The sequence below is a fragment of the Methyloligella halotolerans genome (genome assembly GCF_001708935.1).
Taxonomy (GTDB): domain Bacteria; phylum Pseudomonadota; class Alphaproteobacteria; order Rhizobiales; family Methyloligellaceae; genus Methyloligella; species Methyloligella halotolerans.
The window spans coordinates 93,087-111,923 of the sequence record NZ_MASI01000002.1 but is presented as its reverse complement, the minus strand read 5'-3'; the positions used below and the strand labels follow the sequence as shown (position 1 = coordinate 111,923).

Sequence of the window (18,837 nt, the reverse complement as noted above, 5' to 3'; positions counted from 1 at the left end):
GAAGCCTGCCCCGGCGTATGATCCGCCCCATGCACGAACTCCTTAATCGGCTCGGCCTGAGCCTACCGATCTTCCAGGCGCCCATGGCTGGAACGGCCACCCCGGAAATGGCGGCCGCCGTGTCGGAATCCGGAGGCCTCGGATCGGTCGGCTTGGCCAGCGCGGGTCCGGATGGCGCGAAGACGATGATCGAAGCCATCCGCTCCGCATCCAATCGGCCGTTCAACGTCAATCTGTTCTGCCACCGGCCGGCCCAGGCCGATCCCGAGCGGGAATCCGCCTGGATCGGGCGCATGCGGCCGGTCTTCGAAGGCTTCGGCGCCGAGCCGCCCGAAACGCTCCGGGAGATCAACACCAGCTTTCTGGTCGACGAGGCGATGCTCGACGTGCTTCTGGAGCAGCGCCCGCCCGTGATCAGCTTTCATCTGGGGCTGCCGCGGCCGGAGCAGGTGCAAGCCCTCAAAAAGACGGGCGCTATCCTGATTGCGAGCGCGACCAGCCTGGCGGAAGGTGAGGCGGCCGTTGCCTCCGGCATGGATGCTGTGGTGGCGCAAGGCTACGAGGCGGGCGGCCACCGCGGCATCTTCGAGCCCGACGGCGAGGACACCCGCCTCGGCACGTTCGCCCTGACGCGGCTCCTGGTGGCGAAGCTGCCCGTGCCCGTCATCGCCGCTGGCGGCATCATGGACGGGGCGGGCATATCCGCCGCGCTCCAGCTCGGCGCCATTGCCGCGCAGCTCGGAACGGCGTTCATCGGCTGCCCCGAATCCGCTGCCGACGAGGGCTACCGCAAGGCGCTCCAGAGCGATGCTGCCTACCACACCGAGATGATCGCCTCGATTTCCGGCCGTCCCGCCCGCTGCCTTGCCAACCGGTTCACGGTCTTCGCGGCGGAGCTCGGCGAGGCGATTCCCGACTATCCCATCGCCTACGATGCGGCGAAGGCCCTCAACGCTGCGGCCAAGGCCGCGGGCGAGACCGGCTTCGGCCCGCAATGGGCCGGTCAGGGCGCTCCGCTCGCCCGTCCCATGCCCGCCGCGGAGCTTGTCGCCCGCCTTGGCGAAGAATTCCGTGTGGCCGATGCCACATCCCGACCATGATCTTTTCGTGTTACCGGGGGCCATGGATGGAATCGAAGGACGAATCGCCTGGAAAGCGGACGGCGAGCCGCTTGAGCTAGGCCTTACCCGCTTCGGCCAGGGCCCGACCCTTCTCATGCTCCCGGCCCTGAGCTCGATCTCGACCCGGCGCGAGCTGTGGGGATTGCAGCAGCACCTGGGCGGCGCGTTTTCGACCATCGCGGTGGATTGGCCGGGTTTCGGCGATCTGCCGCGGCCCAAACTCGATTGGCGGCCGGAGCACTATCGGAAATTTTTGCGCTTCCTGGCGGAGGAGTATCAGCCGGCCGCGACCATCGCCGCCGGTCATGGCGCGGGCTATTGCCTCGGTCAGGCGGGTGAGGCGCCGGGCAGCCTCGGCCGGATCGTGCTCCTGTCGCCCACCTGGCGCGGACCGCTGCCGACCATGGCCGGCAAGCGCATGGGCCTCTTTCGCGGGCTCGCACGCTCCGTCGACATGCCGGGTCTCGGCGCCGGGGTCTATCGCATGAACGTCAACCGGCCGGTGATCCGCATGATGGCGCGCGGCCACGTCTATGACGATCCGGACTGGCTGAACGAGGAGCGCATGTGGGAGAAGCGCCGAGTCACCGAAGCGCCGGGCGCGCGCTATTGCTCCGTCCGGTTCGTCGCCGGTGAGCTCGATCCCTTTCTGGGCGAGCTCGACTTTCTGAAGGCTGGCCAGAAGGCGCAGGAAGCCATGCTGCTTCTTTACGCCAAGGACGCGCCGCCGAAATCGAAAGCCGAGATGCAGCTTCTCGCCTCTCTTGAGAATATTCAGGGCCTGGAGCTCTCCAGCGGCAAGCTGTCCTTCTACGAAGAATTCCCGGATGTCACCGCCCAGGCCATCATGAGCTGGCTGAGCGAAGAGAGCGCGCCTGCCGATGAAGAAGGCGAGAGCCCGGACGGTGACGCGGATAAGAGCGAGGCGTCCACGGCCGAGACCCCGGCGCAGAGCCCATCGCCGGCCGAGGGCCCTTAAGCGCCTCTCAGGCTGCGGGCGGGAGCCTCCGGACTACTCCGCCGGTGGGCCGTCCCCGATGGACTGGCGGCATTGCCCGGGCAGGTTCTGGAAATGGACGCTCTTCAGGCTCGCCTCCATCCATCCCGGACCGGTCGACGCCGGGTCATACTGGTAAAGCTGGATGGCCACGGGCTCGCTGTGCTTGCCCTGGAGCGAATGGTCCGGGACGTCGATCTCCGTGTAGATCCGCTTCGGCTCGGTCTCGGCATCGAACTTCCACACCGGATAGGGCGGCTCCTTCACATCCACCGTCCGCTCCGTACCGTTGAACAGCGACGTATAGAGCTGCTCGAAGCGCGGCGCGGCTGCGTCGCCTTCGACGTTGAACACGAACTCCAGATGGGGCCGCGACGCCACAAACTTGTAGAAGACGCAGTTGAGCTGGGGCGGTCCGGCCGCCACCTTGCCGCCTCCATCGGGCAGGGCGGACGACAGGGATTCACCACCGTCCGACCACCACCAGGCGAACAGGAGGGCTGCCACGCCTAGGATCGCGATGCCCGCAACGATACCGCCCCTGAGATTTGCCATCTTGTCTCCGACCTAATGCCGACCGCGCACGGTCCGAGCCGTCATGGTAGCAAGGCGGCCCGCGCTTTTCCGATGGGGTCTCTGCCCGGATTTCTATGGCAGTTGTTCCGGGCGAGGCTACTGGGCCGCGACAGAGACACTGCACCCTTGGAGACGTCTTCCTCATCCATGGCGAAAAATCCCTACTACGCAGGCCCCGTGCGAGGGCATTTCGACGGCCTGCGCTTCCACAACACCGCGCCGCGGACGAGAGACCGCACCTTGGGGGATGTGCTGCGCTGGCAGCTCGCCTCCGACAGCGTGCCATGGCCCGCCGAGATTCCCATCCGCAAGACGATCCCCGATCCGCTTGTGTCGCGCCTGCGGGCCACGGTCGTCGGCCACGCCACGGTCCTGATCCAGATGGACGGGGCGAACATTCTCACCGATCCGGTCTGGTCCGACCGGTGCAGCCCCGTGACCTTTGCCGGTCCGAAGCGGGTTTGCGCGCCGGGCGTGGCCTTCGACGATCTGCCGCCGATCCATGGCGTCCTCCTGAGCCATAACCACTACGACCATCTCGACACCGCCACCCTGAAACGCCTGGTGGAGCGGGACGACCCGCAGATCGTGGCGCCCCTGGGCAACGATGCGATCGTGCGCCGCGCGGTCCCGAAGGCGCGCATCTGGACGGGTGATTGGTGGACGAAACATCAGCTTAGCGATCAGATCGAGATCACGATCCTGCCGGCCCAGCATTGGTCGCGCCGCGGCATCGGCGACATCCGCATGGCCCTATGGGGCGGTCACGCCATCAGCGGCCCCAGCGGAACGGTCTATTTCGCCGGTGATACGCCTACGGCGACGGCAGCGTCTTCAAGGAGATCCGCCGCCGTATCGGCCGGCCCGATCTCGCGCTGCTGCCCATCGGCGCCTACGAGCCGCGCTGGTTCATGGAGCCCCAGCACGCGAACCCGGCAGAAGCCGTCCGGATCATGCAGCACCTCGAAGCCACTCACGCCCTCGGCATCCACTGGGGCGTCTTCAAGCTGACCGACGAAGGCCGCAACGCCCCCGCCGAAGCCCTCAGCCGAGCCCTGGCCGAAAGCCGAATCCCAACCGAAACCTTCCCTGCCGCCGAATCGGGACATGTGTGGGAAGGGGCGTAAAGGGAGAATCGAGCGCTCAACGTGTGAGGCCCGCTCTGGAGTTTTCGCATTTTCGGAAGATGGCGGAGAGGGAGGGATTCGAACCCTCGAGACGGTTGCCCGCCTACACGCGTTCCAGGCGTGCGCCTTCGACCACTCGGCCACCTCTCCTAACTCTGTCCGGAGCAATGCCCCGAGTTGTCGAAAAAAAGCGCACGCTCTTCTTATAAGGACGCATATGGCTTTGCCATATGCTGTGCGCCTTCGACCACTCGGCCACCTCTCCAAACATGCGGAAGCGAAGCCCCGCAATCATCGAAGCTGATCGCGCCGCTTGAACAAGGCAGCGCAGCAAACCCTCAGGCCGCTCCGGATGAAGCCGCGCACTATAGCGAAGCGCCTCCCCGGTTCAAGCGGCGTGACGCGTCTTTCTCTGCATTCGATTGAGGATAGTTGCGCCCTTCGAAATTGAACCAAGCGGGGCCCCGCCGTATTTATGTGACGGGGCCAACAACCGAAGTCATTTCCACAATGCACCGTCTGTCGCGCGCGCTCGGCGTTATATTGCTGCTTTTCGCCATGGTCGCGCTCGTCGTCGACGGGACGAAGAGCCTTGGCGCGGGCGGCGATATCGTGATCACCCCGCTGGCCCAGCAATGGCAGGACCTCGCGCCGGAAAGCTATGCCGGGTCGCAAAGCTGGGTCAACGAGACGGCCGGGCCGGGCTTTTGGGAGCTCGCCGCACTCCCCATATTAGGTCTACCCGCCTGGGCCATCTTCGGCGTGCTCGGCATTTTTCTCTATTGGCTGGGCCAGAAGCGCGAGAAGACCGAGGTCTTCATCAACTAGACCAAACCTATCCGGGGCGGGAAAAGGAGTAGCCATGTTCGGTTTGAAATCCCTGACGGTCCCGTCGCCTGAAGAAGCCCTGCCGGGCCGCACCGCCGCGATTCCCACGGCTGCCAATCACTTCGTCCTGGGCACGCCCTTGAAGGGGCCATATCCGGAGCATCTCGAGCAGGCGGTCTTCGCGCTCGGCTGCTTCTGGGGCGCGGAACGCGTCTTCTGGCAGCTCCCCGGCGTCTACGTGACGGCGGTCGGCTATATCGCCGGATCGACTCCGAACCCGACCTACGAGGAAGTCTGCACCGGGCGCACCGGCCATACCGAAGCGGTGCTCGTCGTCTACGATCCGAGCGAGATCTCCTTCGAGGCTTTGCTGAAGGTTTTCTTCGAATCCCACGATCCGACGCAAGGCATGCGCCAGGGCAACGATATCGGCACCCAGTACCGGTCCGGTGTCTATGTCGTCTCGGACGATCAGCGCAAGGCCGCGGAGGCCGCGAAGCAGGCCTATGGCAAGGCGCTGAGCGCCAAGGGCCTGGGTGCGATCACGACGGAGATCGAGGATGCGCCGGAGTTTTTCTTCGCCGAGGACTACCACCAGCAATATCTGGCGAAGAACCCGAACGGCTATTGCGGCCTCGGCGGCACCGGCGTCGCTTGTCCCATCGGCACGGGTGTAGCGGCAGAGTAGTGCTCTAAGACAGATCCAGCGCGTGGCGCTTGAGGTCCTCCAGATCGATGACCTCGAGCGTCGCGGCGTTGGTGGCCGTCAGGCAGACCCGGGGAGCTTTCCCGGCCTCCATCGCCTCCAGCCAGCGGCTGGCGCAAAGGCACCACCGGTCGCCCGGCTCCAGACCCGGAAAGCCGAAATCCGGTATCGGCGTGGAAAGATCGTTGCCCCGCGACTTGGAGAACGCCAGGAACTCCTCCGTCACCTCCACGCACACCGTATGCAGCCCCATATCGTCGGCGCCCGTATGGCAGCAGCCGGTGCGGTAAAATCCGGTGAGCGGCCGGTCCGAACACGTGGCGATCGGCTCGCCGAAAACATTCTTCTGCTCTTCCACCCTGGCTCCTTCCTTCCGCCTCTGCGCCCGCGGTTGCCTCTATTGCGGCTTCCGGTCCGGCAGGGGTACCGGATCTTTGGTCGGGTCGCCGCCATTGCGCAAGATATTCAGCATGTCCGCGTCCGGCGTCGGCAGGGGCGGTCCGGCCTCCTTGCTTGCGATCGCCCGCAGCATGGGCGAAGGCTCGCCCGGCTCGGGCAATAGCTCGGCCCGCCCCGCCTTTAGCACCTCTTCGCATTGGCTGGGGAGATCGGCCATCTTGAGGGGCGGCTTTTCGGGGGGCGCCTTGCCCGGTTTCGCCTGTTCCTGCGCTTTCCAGATTTCAGACTGGCGGAGCTTCACCATCCAGTTCGTGATCTCCGCGCCGCAGCCATCGCCACCGCCGGCCGGCGCCTGGTTGCGGCAGCCCGAAAGACCTGGCGGGCAATTGAGCCGCACATGGAAGTGGTAATAATGGTTCCACCACGGGCGCACCTTGGTAAGCCAGCCGCGGTCCGACCCTGCATCTTCGCAGAGCCGCTTCTTGATCGCGGGATGGACGAAGATCCTGGCCACCTGCGGGTCTTCCGATGCGCGCTTGATCAGCTTCACATGAGCCGGCGTCCATACGTCCGGATCGACCGTGAACGGGTCCTTCAGCATGGACACCGCGCTGATATCCTCCCGCTCCTTCTCGGTCAGCACCCGGTCGGGCATCGGCGTCAGCCAGATATCCGCATCGAGCCCCACCTGATGGCTGGTATGGCCGGTGACCATCGGTCCGCCGCGCGGCTGGGAGATATCGCCGACCAGCAGTCCCGACCAGCCGTCATTCGCCTTGGCCTCCTTCCCCAGCTCCTCGAGGAAGTCGATCAGCATCGGATGGCCCCAGTTGCGGTTGCGCGAAAGCCGCATCGCCTGCCAGGCAGGCCCGGTGATAGGCAAGGCTTTTCCGCCGGCCAGGCAGCCCGCCGTATAGAAGCCGATCGGCTTCGGGGCCATGGGTGCCCCAGTGGTCACCGATGAAAACAGCTCCTTGGCAGGAATGTCCGAGAGGGACGGAGCCTGAGGGGTCTCCCCCTCCGGCTTCGGTGGCTTGCGATCGGGCAGGGGCGCGGCGGCGACAGCCTGTTGGGCGCGAGCTGGTGAGACCGGCAGGGATCCGGCGGTAAGCACGCTTGCCGCAATGACGAAGACGCAGGCCGGCACCGGCCGTGACGCGATTTGGGACAGCAGCTTAGGCACGGTTCACCGTCTTGCACCATTTTCCCGAACAACCGCGGGATGCTGCGCCGAATTCACCGGATATTCAACGCAGACGGGTAGTCTCGCCAGCGTTTGGGGGGCCAATGCGGAAAACTGCATGGCCGAATACGGTTGTCGGTAGGGGAGTAACCGTAATGTTTCTGAAGCGTCTATTGCAGGCTGCCGCAATCCTATTGCTGACGGTCGTGGTGGCGGTGGCCCTGTTCACCACCATCGCCCATGCCGCTCAGGTCGTGGCGCAGATCAGCCTTTCCACCCAGCGTATGCAGGTCTTTGTCGATGGTCGGCCGGCCTATGCCTGGAAGGTCTCGACCGCGCGCCCGGGATACCGCACGCCAACCGGCACCTATAAGCCGTACATGCTGTCGCCCAATCACCGCTCCAGCCGCTATGGCGGCGCGCCCATGCCGTATTCGATCTTCTTTTCCGGCAACTACGCGATCCATGGCTCCACCGAAGTGCAGCATCTCGGCTATCCCGCATCCCATGGATGCGTGCGCCTGGATCCGCGGAATGCCGCGAAGCTCTACTCCCTGGTGCAGCAGAACGGCCGCAGCAACACCACCATCATGATCGGCAAATAGCTCCGCCGTTACCGCGCCCCGGCGGCCTTCTGGCAACGGCGTGGAACCGTATCGCGATTTCTCGCTTTCTGATCTAGTGGCTGTTGAGCCATTGGGGCGAGGGCAGGTCGCCGAAGACTTTCAAGGCGGTCCTGCTTTTATTGGAGGGTGACATGAGCTTATTGAAATGGGCGCTGATCTTTTTCGTGATTTCGCTGATCGCGGGCTTCTTCGGCTTTAGCGGCGTGTCCGCGGCGACCGCCGGCATCGCGAAAATCCTGTTCTACATCTTCCTGGTGATCTTCCTGATCATCCTGGTCTTGGCTTTGGTCGCCGTGTAGCCCGGCGAACCCTGCAAGGGCGAACGGGCGCCGGAGTTTCGATTCCGGCGTCCGCGCCCGAGCCGGACATCCAAGCCCAAACCCTTTTCTCTACCCGCCGCAGCTCGTCGGCGCCGGCGCACCGCGGAAGCGCTCTTCCATCCATTGCAACGCGGCGGAGACGCTTTCTTTCGCCGCGAATGTGTGGGTGACGCCCGGCATCTCCACGAAATGGACCCGCGTGCCCTGCTTGCAGAGCTCGGCGCCATATTGCCTCGTCACCGACGGCTCCACCGTGGTGTCCGCCGTGCCCTGCGCCAGGAAGACCGGAACGGAGATACGCTGCCGGCCCGGCGTGTTGTCGAGCATGATCGACCGCCACGGCTCCGCTACGGTCGGGTCCACCTTCAGGAACTTGCCGGCTTCGAGCGGCTGGGCATCCTTGTTGAGAGTGATGATCTGCTCGGGCGATTCCAGGCACTGCTCTGCAGTCTCGATGAACGGCTCCATCACATTCGGCTCGACCACGTTCTTCAGAGGCACGTCCTTGATGCGGGCCCAGGACAGCAACGCCATGGCGGTGAGGATCTTGCCGCCCTCGTCGTGGTAATCGTTCTTGAACAGCTCAAGCAGATAGGTCGCCGGTGCCGCCGCGGCGACGCCCATCAGCTTGAGTTCGGGCGCGTAGGAGCCTGCGATCTGCCCCGTGAACAGAGCGGCCTGGCCGCCCTGGCTGTGACCCCAGACAACGAAGCGGTCGCTGGCGCCTGCCCGCTCCAGGGACCGGGCGGCCCGGACCGAATCCAGCACGGAACGCGCCTCGCTCACCCCGTAGAGATACGGGTGCATGGTGTCGGTGCCCAAGCCGGGATAGTCGGTCGCCGCGACCACATAGCCGGCCTGCAACATCTCCCCCAGGCCCCAGATCAGCCCCGCCGTGTCGGGCCGCAACGAGGGTGCGCAAGGGGGCATGACCCCGCTGGTGGGATGGGCGTAGGCGATCGTCTCGCGGCCGCCGGCCGGCACGGGGCCGTTTGGCAGGAAGACGGCGCCCGACACGGCGATCGGCTCGCCGCGCAGCCCCGTCGACCGATACAGGATGCGGAAGGCCTCGCCGCCGCCGGGTCCGCCGCCTTCCAGCGGCCACACCCGGATCACCGTCCCGGGCTTGCCGGGGATCTCCTCCGGCTTCACGTCGTAGAGCGCGGCCGCAGGTTTGGCGGTGAGGGTTGCAAGCAGGGCCAGGAGCCCTGTCACGTAAATTACATGGCGAAACGGAAAAGATCTTGGTGAGAAATACATCGATCGATCCTCCGGAAAATCTGGCGCGGCGAAGTCTGCCACCTTGAATGTGGAATAATCAAAGTCCGGCTTTATGAATTTATGCGGACAACCTTGCCATTCGCCGCGACATTCGAAAACAATGCTCTTCTAAGCCGCCCGAGAAGGGGCGCGGTCAGCCGGAATGGGGGAATAGCCATGTCAGCCGGAGCCGCCGTGATCGATGCGCTTGTGAAGCGGGTGGGCGAGGTTTCGACCCCCTTCGGGATCACCTTGCCCGATGGCGAAAAGCGGATCGTCGGCAGCGGCGCGCCGGAATTCTTCGTCACCCTCAAGAACGACAAGGCCCTACGCGCCGTCCGCAGCCTCGACGAGGGCAATATCGCCGAGGCCTATATTCACGGTGACATCGATCTGGAGGGCGACATGCTGAAGCCCTTCTCGCTCCGCCACGATCTGGACGACCAGCATCCCGTCGTCGCTGCCTGGCGTTTCGTCGAGCCAATGATCTTCGGGCAGGTCTACACTAACAAGCAGGCCATCTCGTCCCACTACAATGCCGATCCGAAGCTGTTCCTCAGCTTCCTCGATCCGGCCTTTCCCGCCTACAGCCAGGGGATCTACGAATCCGACGACGAGCCACTGTCGAAGGCGCTGGAGCGCAAATTCGACTGGGCCATCGAGAAATGTGGCTTGGGCGAGGGGACACGGGTGTTGGAGATCGGACCCGGTTGGGGCGCCTTCGCCGGCCACGCGCTCCAGGCCGGCGCCCACTTCACCGGCATCACCAATTCCGAGGTTTCCCAGAAATTCCTGAGAGGGAAGCTCGCCAATTTCGGCGAAAACTTCGATATTCGGCTGGTCGACTTCCTGGAGTTCGAGCCGGAGGAGAAGTTCGATGCCATCGTCATCATGGGGGTCATCGAGCACCTGCCCGACTACGAGCGCGTGCTTCGCAAATTCGCCGATCTCCTGAAGCCCGGCGGTCGCGTGTTCCTCGACGGCTCGGCCGCCTGGAAGAAGTTCGAGCTCTCCACCTTCATGGTTCGCCACATCTATCCCGGCAACCACTCGTTCCTCGTCCTGGACGACTTCCTGAACAAGCTCGCCAAGACGCCCCTGCTCCTCGACGAATGCCATTCCGACCGCTGGAGCTACTTCCTGACCTTTCAGCAATGGGCCCGGAATCTCGACGCTCACAAGGAGTACATCCAGGAGAGCTTCGGCGATTTCGAGTTCCGCAAGTTCCGTCTCTATCTTTGGGGCGCGGCCAACGAGTTCTTCACCCGCAACCTCGATTGCTTCCGGCTGATCCTGCACAAGCCGGAGCACGCGACCTGGGGCCCATAAAAAACCGGCGCCCGAAGGGACGCCGGTCGAGTATCTCGGAACTCAAGAGGGACGCGTTAGCACTTCAGCTTCCACTTGTTCTTGCGGTCCTTGTACTTCCAGTAGCAGCCCGGCTTCGTGGGCGGTCCCCAATAGCGGGCGTGAGGCGGAACGTAACCGGTATAACCCGGCACCCAGTAGCAGGCGTACGGCCCGCATTGCCATGCGGCTTCGGTTACGGGGCTCGTGTAGTCGGCGCCCAGCTCCGTGAGCGGCATGGCGGCCGAGGCCGGCTGAATGGCGCCGGCTACGAACAGGCCGCCGGCAAGCGCGAAAATGGCAAAGAATGTCTTCATCGTACTGAGGTCCTCCTTGCAAATGGGTCGGACGGAAACCAGTCGAGACGCCTCACATTCGAGCCGCGAGCTTCCTGCTGAAAGTTCTCCTCGAACCGGGCGGCCTCGCTTGGCCTAACGCCGAAAGCGCTGTTTCGGACGCACTGCGCGCGAAAAAACTGGCATGAGCGCCGCCGCCTGGGCATCGGCATCGCGATTCCTGGTTTCCAGGCCTCTAACATTCGTCCCGCCCGGCGCGCGCTCCATACAGGTTTGGCCCACAGGATTCGGAACTCCCGTGACATCTCTCTGTTATTGTTCCGGTGGTTGAGATTTCCGGCATTTCCCGGAGCGGTCGCGCCTCCTTCACAGGCGCAGCACGAGAGGCAGTAACAGCGGATGCCGCCCGGCTCCTTTTCCTCGCTATTTTCCGGCAGCACCGACGCACGGTCGGCGACGCTTCAGAACCTTCTGATCGCGGCCCTCGTCATTGGTGGGCTCTATATCGGTCGCGAAGTGCTGCTGCCCCTGGCGCTGGCAATCCTGCTCGCCTTCGTGCTCACGCCGCCTCTGGTCTTCCTCCGCCGCCTGAAGGTTCCCCGGGTCATCGGCGTCACGCTCCTCGTCGGCGCATCCTTCGCGGTCATCATCGGGCTTGGCTGGTTCATGTCCCAACAGGTCACGGAGCTGGCCGGCAATCTGCCGCGCTATCAATACACCCTGTCGAAGAAGATCGACGCCTTCCGCAAGACGACGGCCCAGTCACCCGCTTTGGAGAAGGCGACCGAGACGTTGCGCCGCCTGCAGGAACAGCTCGAGGCGGATCGCGAGGATGCCGATCAGCAGGACACCCAGGCAAAGCGCGACGCGGACGCCAGGCCGAAGCCCATCCCCGTCCAGGTGATCGGCGACGACGACGGTATCCTTCCCGTCTACCAGAACGTCATCGGCACGTTGCTGCCGCCCCTCGCCACCATCGGTATCGTGTTCCTGTTCTGCGTCTTCATTCTCATGCAGCGCGAGGATCTCCGCGATCGAGGCATCCGTCTCGTTGGCTCCTCCGATCTCCAGCGCACCACCAGCGCCATGAACGACGCCGCCCGGCGGCTGAGTCAGTATTTCCTGCGACAGCTCCTTATCAATTCGCTCTATGGCGTCTTCATCGGCTTCGGTCTGTGGCTCATCGGCGTGCCGTCGCCGGCGGTCTGGGGCCTGCTCGCCGCGCTCATGCGCTTCGTGCCCTATATCGGCTCCTACATCGCCGCCGCCTTCCCCCTTCTCCTCGCCGCCGCCGTCGATCCGGGCTGGAACACGTTCCTCATGACGGGCGGTCTCTACCTCGTCTCAGAGCCGATCATGGGGCAGGTGGTCGAGCCTCTCGTGTACGGACACGGCACCGGCCTCTCGCCCATCGCCGTCGTCGGCTCCACGATCTTCTGGACCTGGCTGTGGGGGCCTCTCGGCCTGCTTCTCGCCATGCCGATCACCGTTTGCCTCATGGTGCTCGGCCGCCATGTCGAGGGGCTGCAGTTCCTGGAGGTGTTGCTGGGCGACAGACCCGCACTCAGTCCGCAGCAATCCTTCTATCAGCGCGCCCTCACCGGAGACGCTGCCGAGGCGACCTATCAGGCCGAGCTCTGCCTGAAGGATCAGAGCCTGCAGAGCTATCTCGATCACGTCGCCGTGGGCGGTCTTCAGCTCGCCCAAGCCGACTACCAGCGCGGGGCCCTGGGGAAGGATCAGATGGTCCGCATTTCCGACACGGTCGAGGAGGTCGTGGCCAATCTCGGTCACCTGGCGCCCAAACGGTGGTTCAGCGCCCTTCGCGGCGAGGATCCCGACGAGCGCGAAGTCGAGCGCGAGGCTGCCGAACATCTCGACGCTCAGGAGGATGAGGAGGGGCTGGCCCATCTGCTCGCCCTGGAAGAGAACCGCGGCCTCGAAGACGCCCACGACCTTCTCACCGTCGCCAAGGACAAGCTGCCGGAAGACTGGCAGGTCGAGACGCCGGCCCTATGTATCGGCGGTCAGACCCGTCTCGACGAAGCCGCAGCGGCCATGCTCGCCGAGCTCCTCCGCAAGCGCGGTCTCGGCGCCGAGGCTCTCGGGCCGGAAGCCATCTCCGCCGGCAATATCACCAGCCTTCAGCAGACCAAGGCCAAGCTCATCTGCCTGTCCTACCTGGGCATGGAGCAGAGCCCCGCCCATCTGCGCTATCTCATCATGCGCCTGCGCCGCATCCTGCCGACCGAATGCACCATCCTGGTCGGCTACTGGACCGAGGAGACGGACGATTCCGCCCTCGCGGAGATGAAGCTGGCCGCCAATGCCGACGCATACGTGACCACCTTGCGCGATGCGGTCGATTACTGCGTCGACAGAGCCAACGAAGCCGCCGGTCTAGAGCCCGGCGCCAAGGCGGTCTCCAACAGCAAGGCCGTGAAGCCTGGCTCGGACGCTGACAAAGCGGGAGAAAAGGCGACCGGCAAGAAGAGCGGCAGCAAGACGAGCCCCGGCAAGACAAGCCCCGGCAAGACGAGTGCCGACAAGGTCGCGTAGCCGCCCCCATCGCCGCCGTTATTGCCCCGACTTGATCGCGCCCGAGAGTGCCGAAGCTCCTAGGGTTCTTCCCGGTCGGTTGGTCCCGCGCCCCGCTGCTCGACATGCCAGATCTCGAACAGGAAGATGGTGACGGCCACGACCATGGGGCCGAGCAGCAGGCCTGATGCGCCGAAGAAGAACAGACCGCCAAGAATGGCGATGAAGGCCGGCACCGTATGAAGCTGCAGGCGCCGGCCCACCAGCATGGGATAGAGAAGATTGTCGATCCCGCCGACGACGATCGAGCCCCAGACGATCAGGACAAGCGCCTTCTCCCAGCTCCCCTCAAGCGCCAGGAAGGCCGCCGCGGGGATCCACACCACGAAGGCGCCGAGCACGGGCACCAGGGCGAAAAGCCCCATCACCGTGCCCCATAGCAGAGGCGCCGGGAGCCCCAGCCACCAGAAGGCGAGACCGCCCAGCGCGCCTTGCACGATCGCCACGGTCAGCGTGCCGTAAAGCGTCGCGAAGATGATGTCCTTGATGCGCCGGAACAGCGCTTCGGTTTGCGGGGGTGTGAGGGGCGAGATGCCCCGCAGATAGTCGAGCGCTACCGCCCGATCCCGCAGGAAGTAGAACAAGAGATAGAAGGTCAGCACCAGGGAGATCGCGCCCATGACCGAGCCGGTCACGAAAGAGGCGCTGGCATCGGTCATCCACGACGCGAAGGCATCGAAGGCCGCGCTGAAGTTGATTTGCTCCACCCAATCGAGGATCGGCGCGAAGTAATCGCTCTTCTCCAGGCTGGTCCGCCAAGCGCCGGTCGAGACCGTCTCGCTCAGCATCTTCGCACCGCTCGCCGCCTGGGAGGTGACACGTCCGAAGATATAGGTCGCCGGCGCCACCACGATCGCGCCGATGAGGGCGACGGAGACGCCCGCCGCCACGTCCCGGCTGCGAACCTTGCTTTCGAGCCAGCGATTGGCGGGGGCGAACAGGACGGCCAGGGCCAGAGCCCAGGTCAGCGCCGGCAGGAACGGCAGGGCGAGCAGGGCGCACAGCACCACCGCCCCCACCGTCAACGCCAGCAGGATATAGGCTCGTATCCGATCCCGCCCGCCGAGGGACTCTTCGGGCGGGTCTGGTCTTTCGGTGCGATCGCGACGCTCGCCTGCCATCGGTCTTTTCCGAACCCTGCGAGCCGGAGCCCGCAAGCCCTAATCCGCGTCCATCTTAAGGGCGGCGATGAAGGCTTCCTGGGGAATGTCGACGCGCCCGAAGGTGCGCATCTTCTTCTTGCCCGCCTTCTGCTTCTCCAGAAGCTTGCGCTTCCGGGTGATGTCGCCGCCATAGCATTTGGCGGTCACGTCCTTCCGCATGGCGCTGATGGTCTCGCGCGCGATGACCTTCCCGCCGATCGCCGCCTGAACCGGGATCTTGAAGAGATGCTTGGGGATCAGATCCTTCAGCTTCTCCACCATGGCGCGCCCGCGGGACTCCGCCCGGCCGCGCGAAACGATAACCGAAAGCGCGTCCACAGGCTCGTCGTTCACCAGGATCGACATCTTCACCAGATCGCCCGCCTCGTAGCCGGTGATGTGATAGTCGAAGCTCGCATAGCCGCGGGAGACGGACTTCAGCCGGTCGTAGAAATCGAAAACCACCTCGTTCAGCGGCAATTCGTAGACCAGCATGGCCCGGGGACCCGCGTAGGTCAGCGTTTTCTGCCTTCCGCGCCGGTCCTCGCAAAGCTTCAGCACGGCGCCGAGATGCTCGTCGGGCAGCAGGATGGTTGCCTCGATCCACGGCTCCTCGATCCGGTCGATCTTCTGGGTCTCGGGCATGTCCGCCGGATTGTGCAGCTCCTCCATGGAACCGTCGGTCTTGTAGACGTTGTAGATGACCGAGGGCGCCGTCGCGATCAGCTCGATATCGAACTCCCGCTCCAGCCGCTCGCGGATGATCTCCAGGTGAAGCAACCCGAGGAAGCCGCAGCGGAAGCCGAAGCCCAGCGCCGCCGACGTCTCCATCTCGTAGGAGAAGCTCGCGTCGTTTAGGCGCAGCTTGGCGACGGCCTCGCGCAGATCTTCGAAGTCAGAGGCGTCGAGCGGAAAGAGGCCGCAGAACACCACCGCCTGCGCCGGGTGGAAGCCCGGCAGCGCTTTCGCCGTCGGCCGCTTCTCTTCCGTCACCGTGTCGCCGACCTGGGTGTCGGCCACCTGCTTGATGGAGGCCGTGAAGAAGCCGATTTCGCCCGGTCCGAGCGCGTCGCGCACCTCCTGCTTGGGGCGGAAGATGCCGACCCGGTCGACCTGGTAGGAGGCGTCGGACTGCATCAGCTTGATGCGCATGCCTTTGCGCAAGGACCCGTCGATGATGCGCACCAGCACCACGACGCCGAGATAGGCGTCGTACCAGCTATCCACCAGCAGCGCCTTCAAGGGGGCATTGATCTCGCCCTCGGGCGCCGGCAGACGGTGCACGATCGCTTCCAACACGTCTTCCACGCCCACGCCCGTCTTGGCGGAAATCTCCAGCGCGTCGGAGGCGTCCAGCCCGATCACGTCCTCGATCTGCGCGCGGACCCGCTCCGGCTCCGAGGCCGGCAGATCGGTCTTGTTCAAGACCGGGATGATCTCGTGGTTCACCTCGATCGCCTGATAGACATTGGCCAGGGTCTGGGCCTCGACGCCCTGGGTCGCATCGACCACCAGAAGCGAACCCTCGCAGGCCGCGAGGCTCCGGTTCACCTCGTAGGCGAAGTCCACATGGCCCGGCGTGTCGATGAGGTTGAGCTCGTACATCTCACCGTTCTTCGCCTTGTATTCGAGGCGCACGGTCTGGGCCTTGATGGTGATGCCGCGCTCGCGCTCGATATCCATGGAATCGAGCACCTGCTCCTTCATCTCACGGACCGTCAGCCCGCCGCAAAGCTGGATCAGCCGGTCGGCCAGGGTCGATTTACCGTGGTCGATATGGGCGACGATGGAGAAATTGCGGATATGGGATTGCGGAGTAAAAGGCGTTTCGCTCATGGCCTCGGCTTGTAGCAGGGGCGCAACTGCGGTCAAGCGGAGTTATCAACTCGCCGGGCTTGCGAAATAAAGGCGAAACCATGTTCTTCAGGTCCCGATAAAATCACAATTTTTTTCTGGTCAAATAGCCGAACTCAAATATTGATCGCTGCGTTGGGGAGTCAGGCGGAGCTAGCCTATTTCCCACTGACCAAAAATGGAGCTACCCGAATGTTTAAGACTTTTCTCTTCGCCGCCGCCACGCTCGCCTTCGTTGGCGCCGCTTCTCTGACGGCCCCGGTTCATGCGAGCCCGATGGACGGCATGAAGAAGGGCATGGATTGCCGCAAGATGGCGAAGATGCACTACCCGGAAGACCGCGCCATGCGCAAGGAGTTCCGGAAGAGCTGCAAGCAGGCTGTCGAGTCCAACGGTAATATGTAAGGAGCTCCATTCGAGCTCCCATTTTTTTGTCCGCGCTCGTGTGCCGAATGATCGGCTGCGGCGCTTCCGGGAGAGGCTCAGCGCCGACCCCCTTTCACCAGGAGTAGTTACATGAAGAAGATCATTCTCGCCGGTGCGGCGGTTGCTTTCGCTGCTTCCACTTTCGCCACCGTGATCCCGGCTCAGGCTGGCATGATGGACATGATGACCGGCCCGATGAAGTGCCGCAAAGAGGCCAAGGCAATGTATCCGGACGACAAGGATATGCGCAAAGCCGCCAAAGAGCAGTGCAAGGCCGCAGCCAAGGCCAACAAGATGTAAGATCGCTCTTCGAGCAATCTTATCGAAAAGGCCCGCCGGTTCGCCGGCGGGCCTTTTTTATGTCTCGGTCAATCCGTGTCTCTGCGTCGGATCAGATCCCCGCGTACCAGGCGTAGCCCCGGTCCTCCCAGAATCCGCCGCCACCGCCCCGGATATCGTCGTAGCTTTCGACCGCCTCGATGGAGCGGATATACTTCGCCATCTTGTAGCCGAGCTGCCGCTCCACGCGGACCCGCAGCGGCGCGCCATGGGGGATGGGCAGCGTCTCGTCGTTCATATCGTAGGCGAGGATCGTCTGGGGGTGGTAGGCGTCGGGTAGAGCGATGGATTCGTAGTACCGGCTCGCCTCCGTGTCTCCCCGCCCCAGATCGTCGTAGCAGTAGAAGACGATATACTTGGCGTTCTCCTTGAGCTTCGCCTGATCGAGCACCCGGGAGAGCTGCACGCCCGTCCATTTCCCGATCGAACTCCAACCCTCCACGCAGTCATGCCGCGTGATCTGGCTGCGCGCCGGCATGCCCCGCAGATCCTCAAGCGAAAGCGTGAGTGGCGTCTCGACCAGCCCGCCGACCGTCAGCCGCCAATCCTTGAAGTCGTTCTCGGCAAGCTTGCGATAGTCCGGCGTGTCCGGATTGATCGAGCCGTTTGCTTTGAAATCCGCGGAGATATCCTCCGGAGCATATTCCCGCGCGAGGGACTCCGGCGTCAGCAGCGCCCGCTGCACCGCTTCGGTTAGGCTGTCCGCGCTCGCCAGGATGCGCTGCACGAGGTCGTTGCGAAAGAGCCCGTCGCATCCGCCGAGCAGCAATGTGCCGCTCAAAGCGCCGCCGCGGGCCAGAAAGCCGCGCCGGTTCATACCTGAATTCGCTGCTCCATTGCTTTCCCGCTTGGTCATTCCGCGGCCTCCTCAGCCGGTGCCGGCGCTTTGGTATCGACCGCATAGCGTCCGGTCACCATGGAACGGAGGTTGTTCCAGACCCCCGACACCAGGACCATGAAGACGTGCACGACGACGAATAGCACGATGAGGCTGGCGGAGATGAAATGGATGGTCCGCGCCGATTGCCGGCCGCCGAAGATGTCGAGCAGCCACGGGAACGCCGCATCCATCCCGGGCGACATGGTAAGCCCGGTGCCTAGCATCAGCGGCAGTAGCAGAAGGATCACGATCAGATAGGAGAGCTTCTGCAGCACGTTGTAGCCCCGCTCCTCGTGATCGAAGCGGAACTTCGCGTGCTCCACGATGCTGTGGCCGATGCCGCGCATCTCCTTGCCGTCCGGCGTGAGATCGCGCTTCAGATGGCCGCTTGTGATGGCATAGATCAGATAGATCAGCCCGTTGATCACGAAGACCCAGGCGAAGAAGAAGTGCCAGTGGCGGCCGAGCGCCAGAGACCGGAAGTCGGGGAGGGTGATCGACCAGGGAAAGCCGTAACGGGTGAACTCACCGTCTTCGTCAACACCCCCGCCGAGCCAGCCCGTCGTGTCGTAGCTCTCTCCGAAGATCTTGGTGACGCCGCGATACCCATCATCGGTCTGCTCGTAGGTCATCGCGACCGCGGGGTCGTCGAATGTGGAGGCCGAACCGAAATAGAGCGCCGGGTGGGCGTTGAAGATCTGCATGCCGCTCATCAGAAGGACGAGCAGGGCCAGAACGTTGATCCAGTGGGTGGAACGGACCCATCCCGAATGACGATAGATGAATTCTTTCCCCGCCATTGCTCGCCCCTA

At 64.1% G+C, this 18,837-nt stretch carries 20 protein-coding genes, 1 tRNA gene and 1 pseudogene; 12 read left to right on the top strand and 10 right to left on the bottom strand.

Features of this window, described 5'->3' with window-relative positions:
* The first annotated feature begins 29 nt into the window (after positions 1–29).
* Together A7A08_RS04850 and A7A08_RS04845 are read left to right on the top strand one after the other, a co-directional pair.
* Positions 30–1,100 carry an NAD(P)H-dependent flavin oxidoreductase gene (locus A7A08_RS04850; RefSeq protein WP_069094666.1) on the top strand — a complete coding sequence of 357 codons (1,071 nt, stop codon included), beginning with the start codon at positions 30–32 and terminating at the stop codon, positions 1,098–1,100.
* A gap of 22 nt (positions 1,101–1,122) precedes the next feature.
* Positions 1,123–2,100 carry an alpha/beta fold hydrolase gene (locus A7A08_RS04845; protein ID WP_169822921.1) on the top strand — a complete coding sequence of 326 codons (978 nt, stop codon included), beginning with the start codon at positions 1,123–1,125 and terminating at the stop codon, positions 2,098–2,100.
* A gap of 33 nt (positions 2,101–2,133) precedes the next feature.
* Here A7A08_RS04845 and A7A08_RS04840 read toward each other — a convergent pair whose 3' ends face one another.
* A complete protein-coding gene (locus tag A7A08_RS04840; RefSeq protein ID WP_069094407.1) occupies positions 2,134–2,673 on the bottom strand; it encodes a hypothetical protein in 540 nt (179 codons plus the stop codon).
* A gap of 15 nt (positions 2,674–2,688) precedes the next feature.
* Between A7A08_RS04840 and A7A08_RS17285 the strand changes: the two are divergent.
* Both A7A08_RS17285 and A7A08_RS16720 read left to right on the top strand, forming a co-directional pair.
* Positions 2,689–3,471, top strand: a pseudogene (locus A7A08_RS17285) (MBL fold metallo-hydrolase); the annotation flags it as partial.
* Between the two features lie 65 nt (positions 3,472–3,536).
* Positions 3,537–3,821, top strand: a complete 285-nt coding sequence (locus A7A08_RS16720; protein ID WP_342586631.1) for an MBL fold metallo-hydrolase — start codon at positions 3,537–3,539, stop codon at positions 3,819–3,821.
* A 60-nt stretch (positions 3,822–3,881) separates the two neighbouring features.
* Here A7A08_RS16720 and A7A08_RS04830 read toward each other — a convergent pair.
* Positions 3,882–3,971, bottom strand: a tRNA-Ser gene (locus tag A7A08_RS04830).
* 360 nt (positions 3,972–4,331) lie between these two features.
* Between A7A08_RS04830 and A7A08_RS04825 the strand changes: the two genes are divergently transcribed.
* Positions 4,332–4,649: a hypothetical protein gene (locus tag A7A08_RS04825; protein WP_069094406.1), complete on the top strand. Its 318-nt coding sequence runs from the start codon at positions 4,332–4,334 to the stop codon at positions 4,647–4,649.
* Positions 4,650–4,683: 34 nt separating this feature from the next.
* Entirely contained in the window at positions 4,684–5,337 is a 654-nt protein-coding gene (gene msrA, locus A7A08_RS04820) for a peptide-methionine (S)-S-oxide reductase MsrA (protein ID WP_069094405.1), read from the top strand.
* Between the two features lie 4 nt (positions 5,338–5,341).
* On the opposite strand, the gene A7A08_RS04815 is transcribed toward msrA, so the two are convergent.
* Together A7A08_RS04815 and mepA are read right to left on the bottom strand one after the other, a co-directional pair.
* A complete protein-coding gene (locus tag A7A08_RS04815) occupies positions 5,342–5,713 on the bottom strand; it encodes a DUF2237 family protein (RefSeq protein WP_069094404.1) in 372 nt (123 codons plus the stop codon).
* A gap of 39 nt (positions 5,714–5,752) precedes the next feature.
* A complete protein-coding gene (gene mepA / locus A7A08_RS04810; RefSeq protein ID WP_342586622.1) occupies positions 5,753–6,937 on the bottom strand; it encodes a penicillin-insensitive murein endopeptidase in 1,185 nt (394 codons plus the stop codon).
* A 155-nt stretch (positions 6,938–7,092) separates the two neighbouring features.
* Here mepA and A7A08_RS04805 point away from each other — a divergent pair, with 155 nt between their 5' ends.
* On the top strand, positions 7,093–7,542 hold the full coding sequence (locus tag A7A08_RS04805) for a L,D-transpeptidase (RefSeq protein WP_069094402.1): 450 nt from the start codon (positions 7,093–7,095) through the stop codon (positions 7,540–7,542).
* Between the two features lie 152 nt (positions 7,543–7,694).
* A complete protein-coding gene (locus tag A7A08_RS04800; protein WP_069094665.1) occupies positions 7,695–7,862 on the top strand; it encodes a DUF1328 domain-containing protein in 168 nt (55 codons plus the stop codon).
* Between the two features lie 90 nt (positions 7,863–7,952).
* Here the strand turns inward: A7A08_RS04800 and A7A08_RS04795 are convergent, their stop codons facing one another.
* Positions 7,953–9,098, bottom strand: a complete 1,146-nt coding sequence (locus A7A08_RS04795; protein ID WP_169822920.1) for an alpha/beta fold hydrolase — start codon at positions 9,096–9,098, stop codon at positions 7,953–7,955.
* A gap of 222 nt (positions 9,099–9,320) precedes the next feature.
* Between A7A08_RS04795 and A7A08_RS04790 the strand changes: the two genes are divergently transcribed.
* Positions 9,321–10,472, top strand: coding sequence for a cyclopropane-fatty-acyl-phospholipid synthase family protein (locus tag A7A08_RS04790; RefSeq protein WP_069094400.1), 1,152 nt, complete (start codon positions 9,321–9,323; stop codon positions 10,470–10,472).
* A 56-nt stretch (positions 10,473–10,528) separates the two neighbouring features.
* On the opposite strand, the gene A7A08_RS04785 is transcribed toward A7A08_RS04790, so the two are convergent.
* Complete coding sequence (locus tag A7A08_RS04785; protein ID WP_069094399.1) at positions 10,529–10,807, bottom strand: hypothetical protein; 279 nt, start codon at positions 10,805–10,807, stop codon at positions 10,529–10,531.
* A 378-nt stretch (positions 10,808–11,185) separates the two neighbouring features.
* Between A7A08_RS04785 and A7A08_RS04780 the strand changes: the two genes are divergently transcribed.
* Positions 11,186–13,345, top strand: a complete 2,160-nt coding sequence (locus tag A7A08_RS04780) for an AI-2E family transporter (protein ID WP_069094398.1) — start codon at positions 11,186–11,188, stop codon at positions 13,343–13,345.
* Between the two features lie 59 nt (positions 13,346–13,404).
* On the opposite strand, the gene A7A08_RS04775 is transcribed toward A7A08_RS04780, so the two are convergent.
* On the bottom strand, positions 13,405–14,505 hold the full coding sequence (locus A7A08_RS04775) for an AI-2E family transporter (protein WP_069094397.1): 1,101 nt from the start codon (positions 14,503–14,505) through the stop codon (positions 13,405–13,407).
* Positions 14,506–14,544: 39 nt separating this feature from the next.
* Complete coding sequence (gene lepA, locus A7A08_RS04770; protein WP_069094396.1) at positions 14,545–16,362, bottom strand: translation elongation factor 4; 1,818 nt, start codon at positions 16,360–16,362, stop codon at positions 14,545–14,547.
* 210 nt (positions 16,363–16,572) lie between these two features.
* Between lepA and A7A08_RS04765 the strand changes: the two genes are divergently transcribed.
* Positions 16,573–16,785 (top strand): hypothetical protein, encoded by a 213-nt coding sequence (locus tag A7A08_RS04765; protein WP_069094395.1) that lies wholly within the window; start codon positions 16,573–16,575, stop codon positions 16,783–16,785.
* Between the two features lie 111 nt (positions 16,786–16,896).
* Complete coding sequence (locus A7A08_RS04760; RefSeq protein WP_069094394.1) at positions 16,897–17,106, top strand: hypothetical protein; 210 nt, start codon at positions 16,897–16,899, stop codon at positions 17,104–17,106.
* A 91-nt stretch (positions 17,107–17,197) separates the two neighbouring features.
* Here the strand turns inward: A7A08_RS04760 and A7A08_RS04755 are convergent, their stop codons facing one another.
* Positions 17,198–18,001: a molybdopterin-binding protein gene (locus tag A7A08_RS04755; protein ID WP_083226461.1), complete on the bottom strand. Its 804-nt coding sequence runs from the start codon at positions 17,999–18,001 to the stop codon at positions 17,198–17,200.
* Positions 17,998–18,825 (bottom strand): cytochrome b/b6 domain-containing protein, encoded by an 828-nt coding sequence (locus A7A08_RS04750; protein ID WP_069094393.1) that lies wholly within the window; start codon positions 18,823–18,825, stop codon positions 17,998–18,000. Before A7A08_RS04750 ends, A7A08_RS04755 begins: the two co-directional genes overlap by 4 nt.
* Positions 18,826–18,837: the final 12 nt, after the last annotated feature.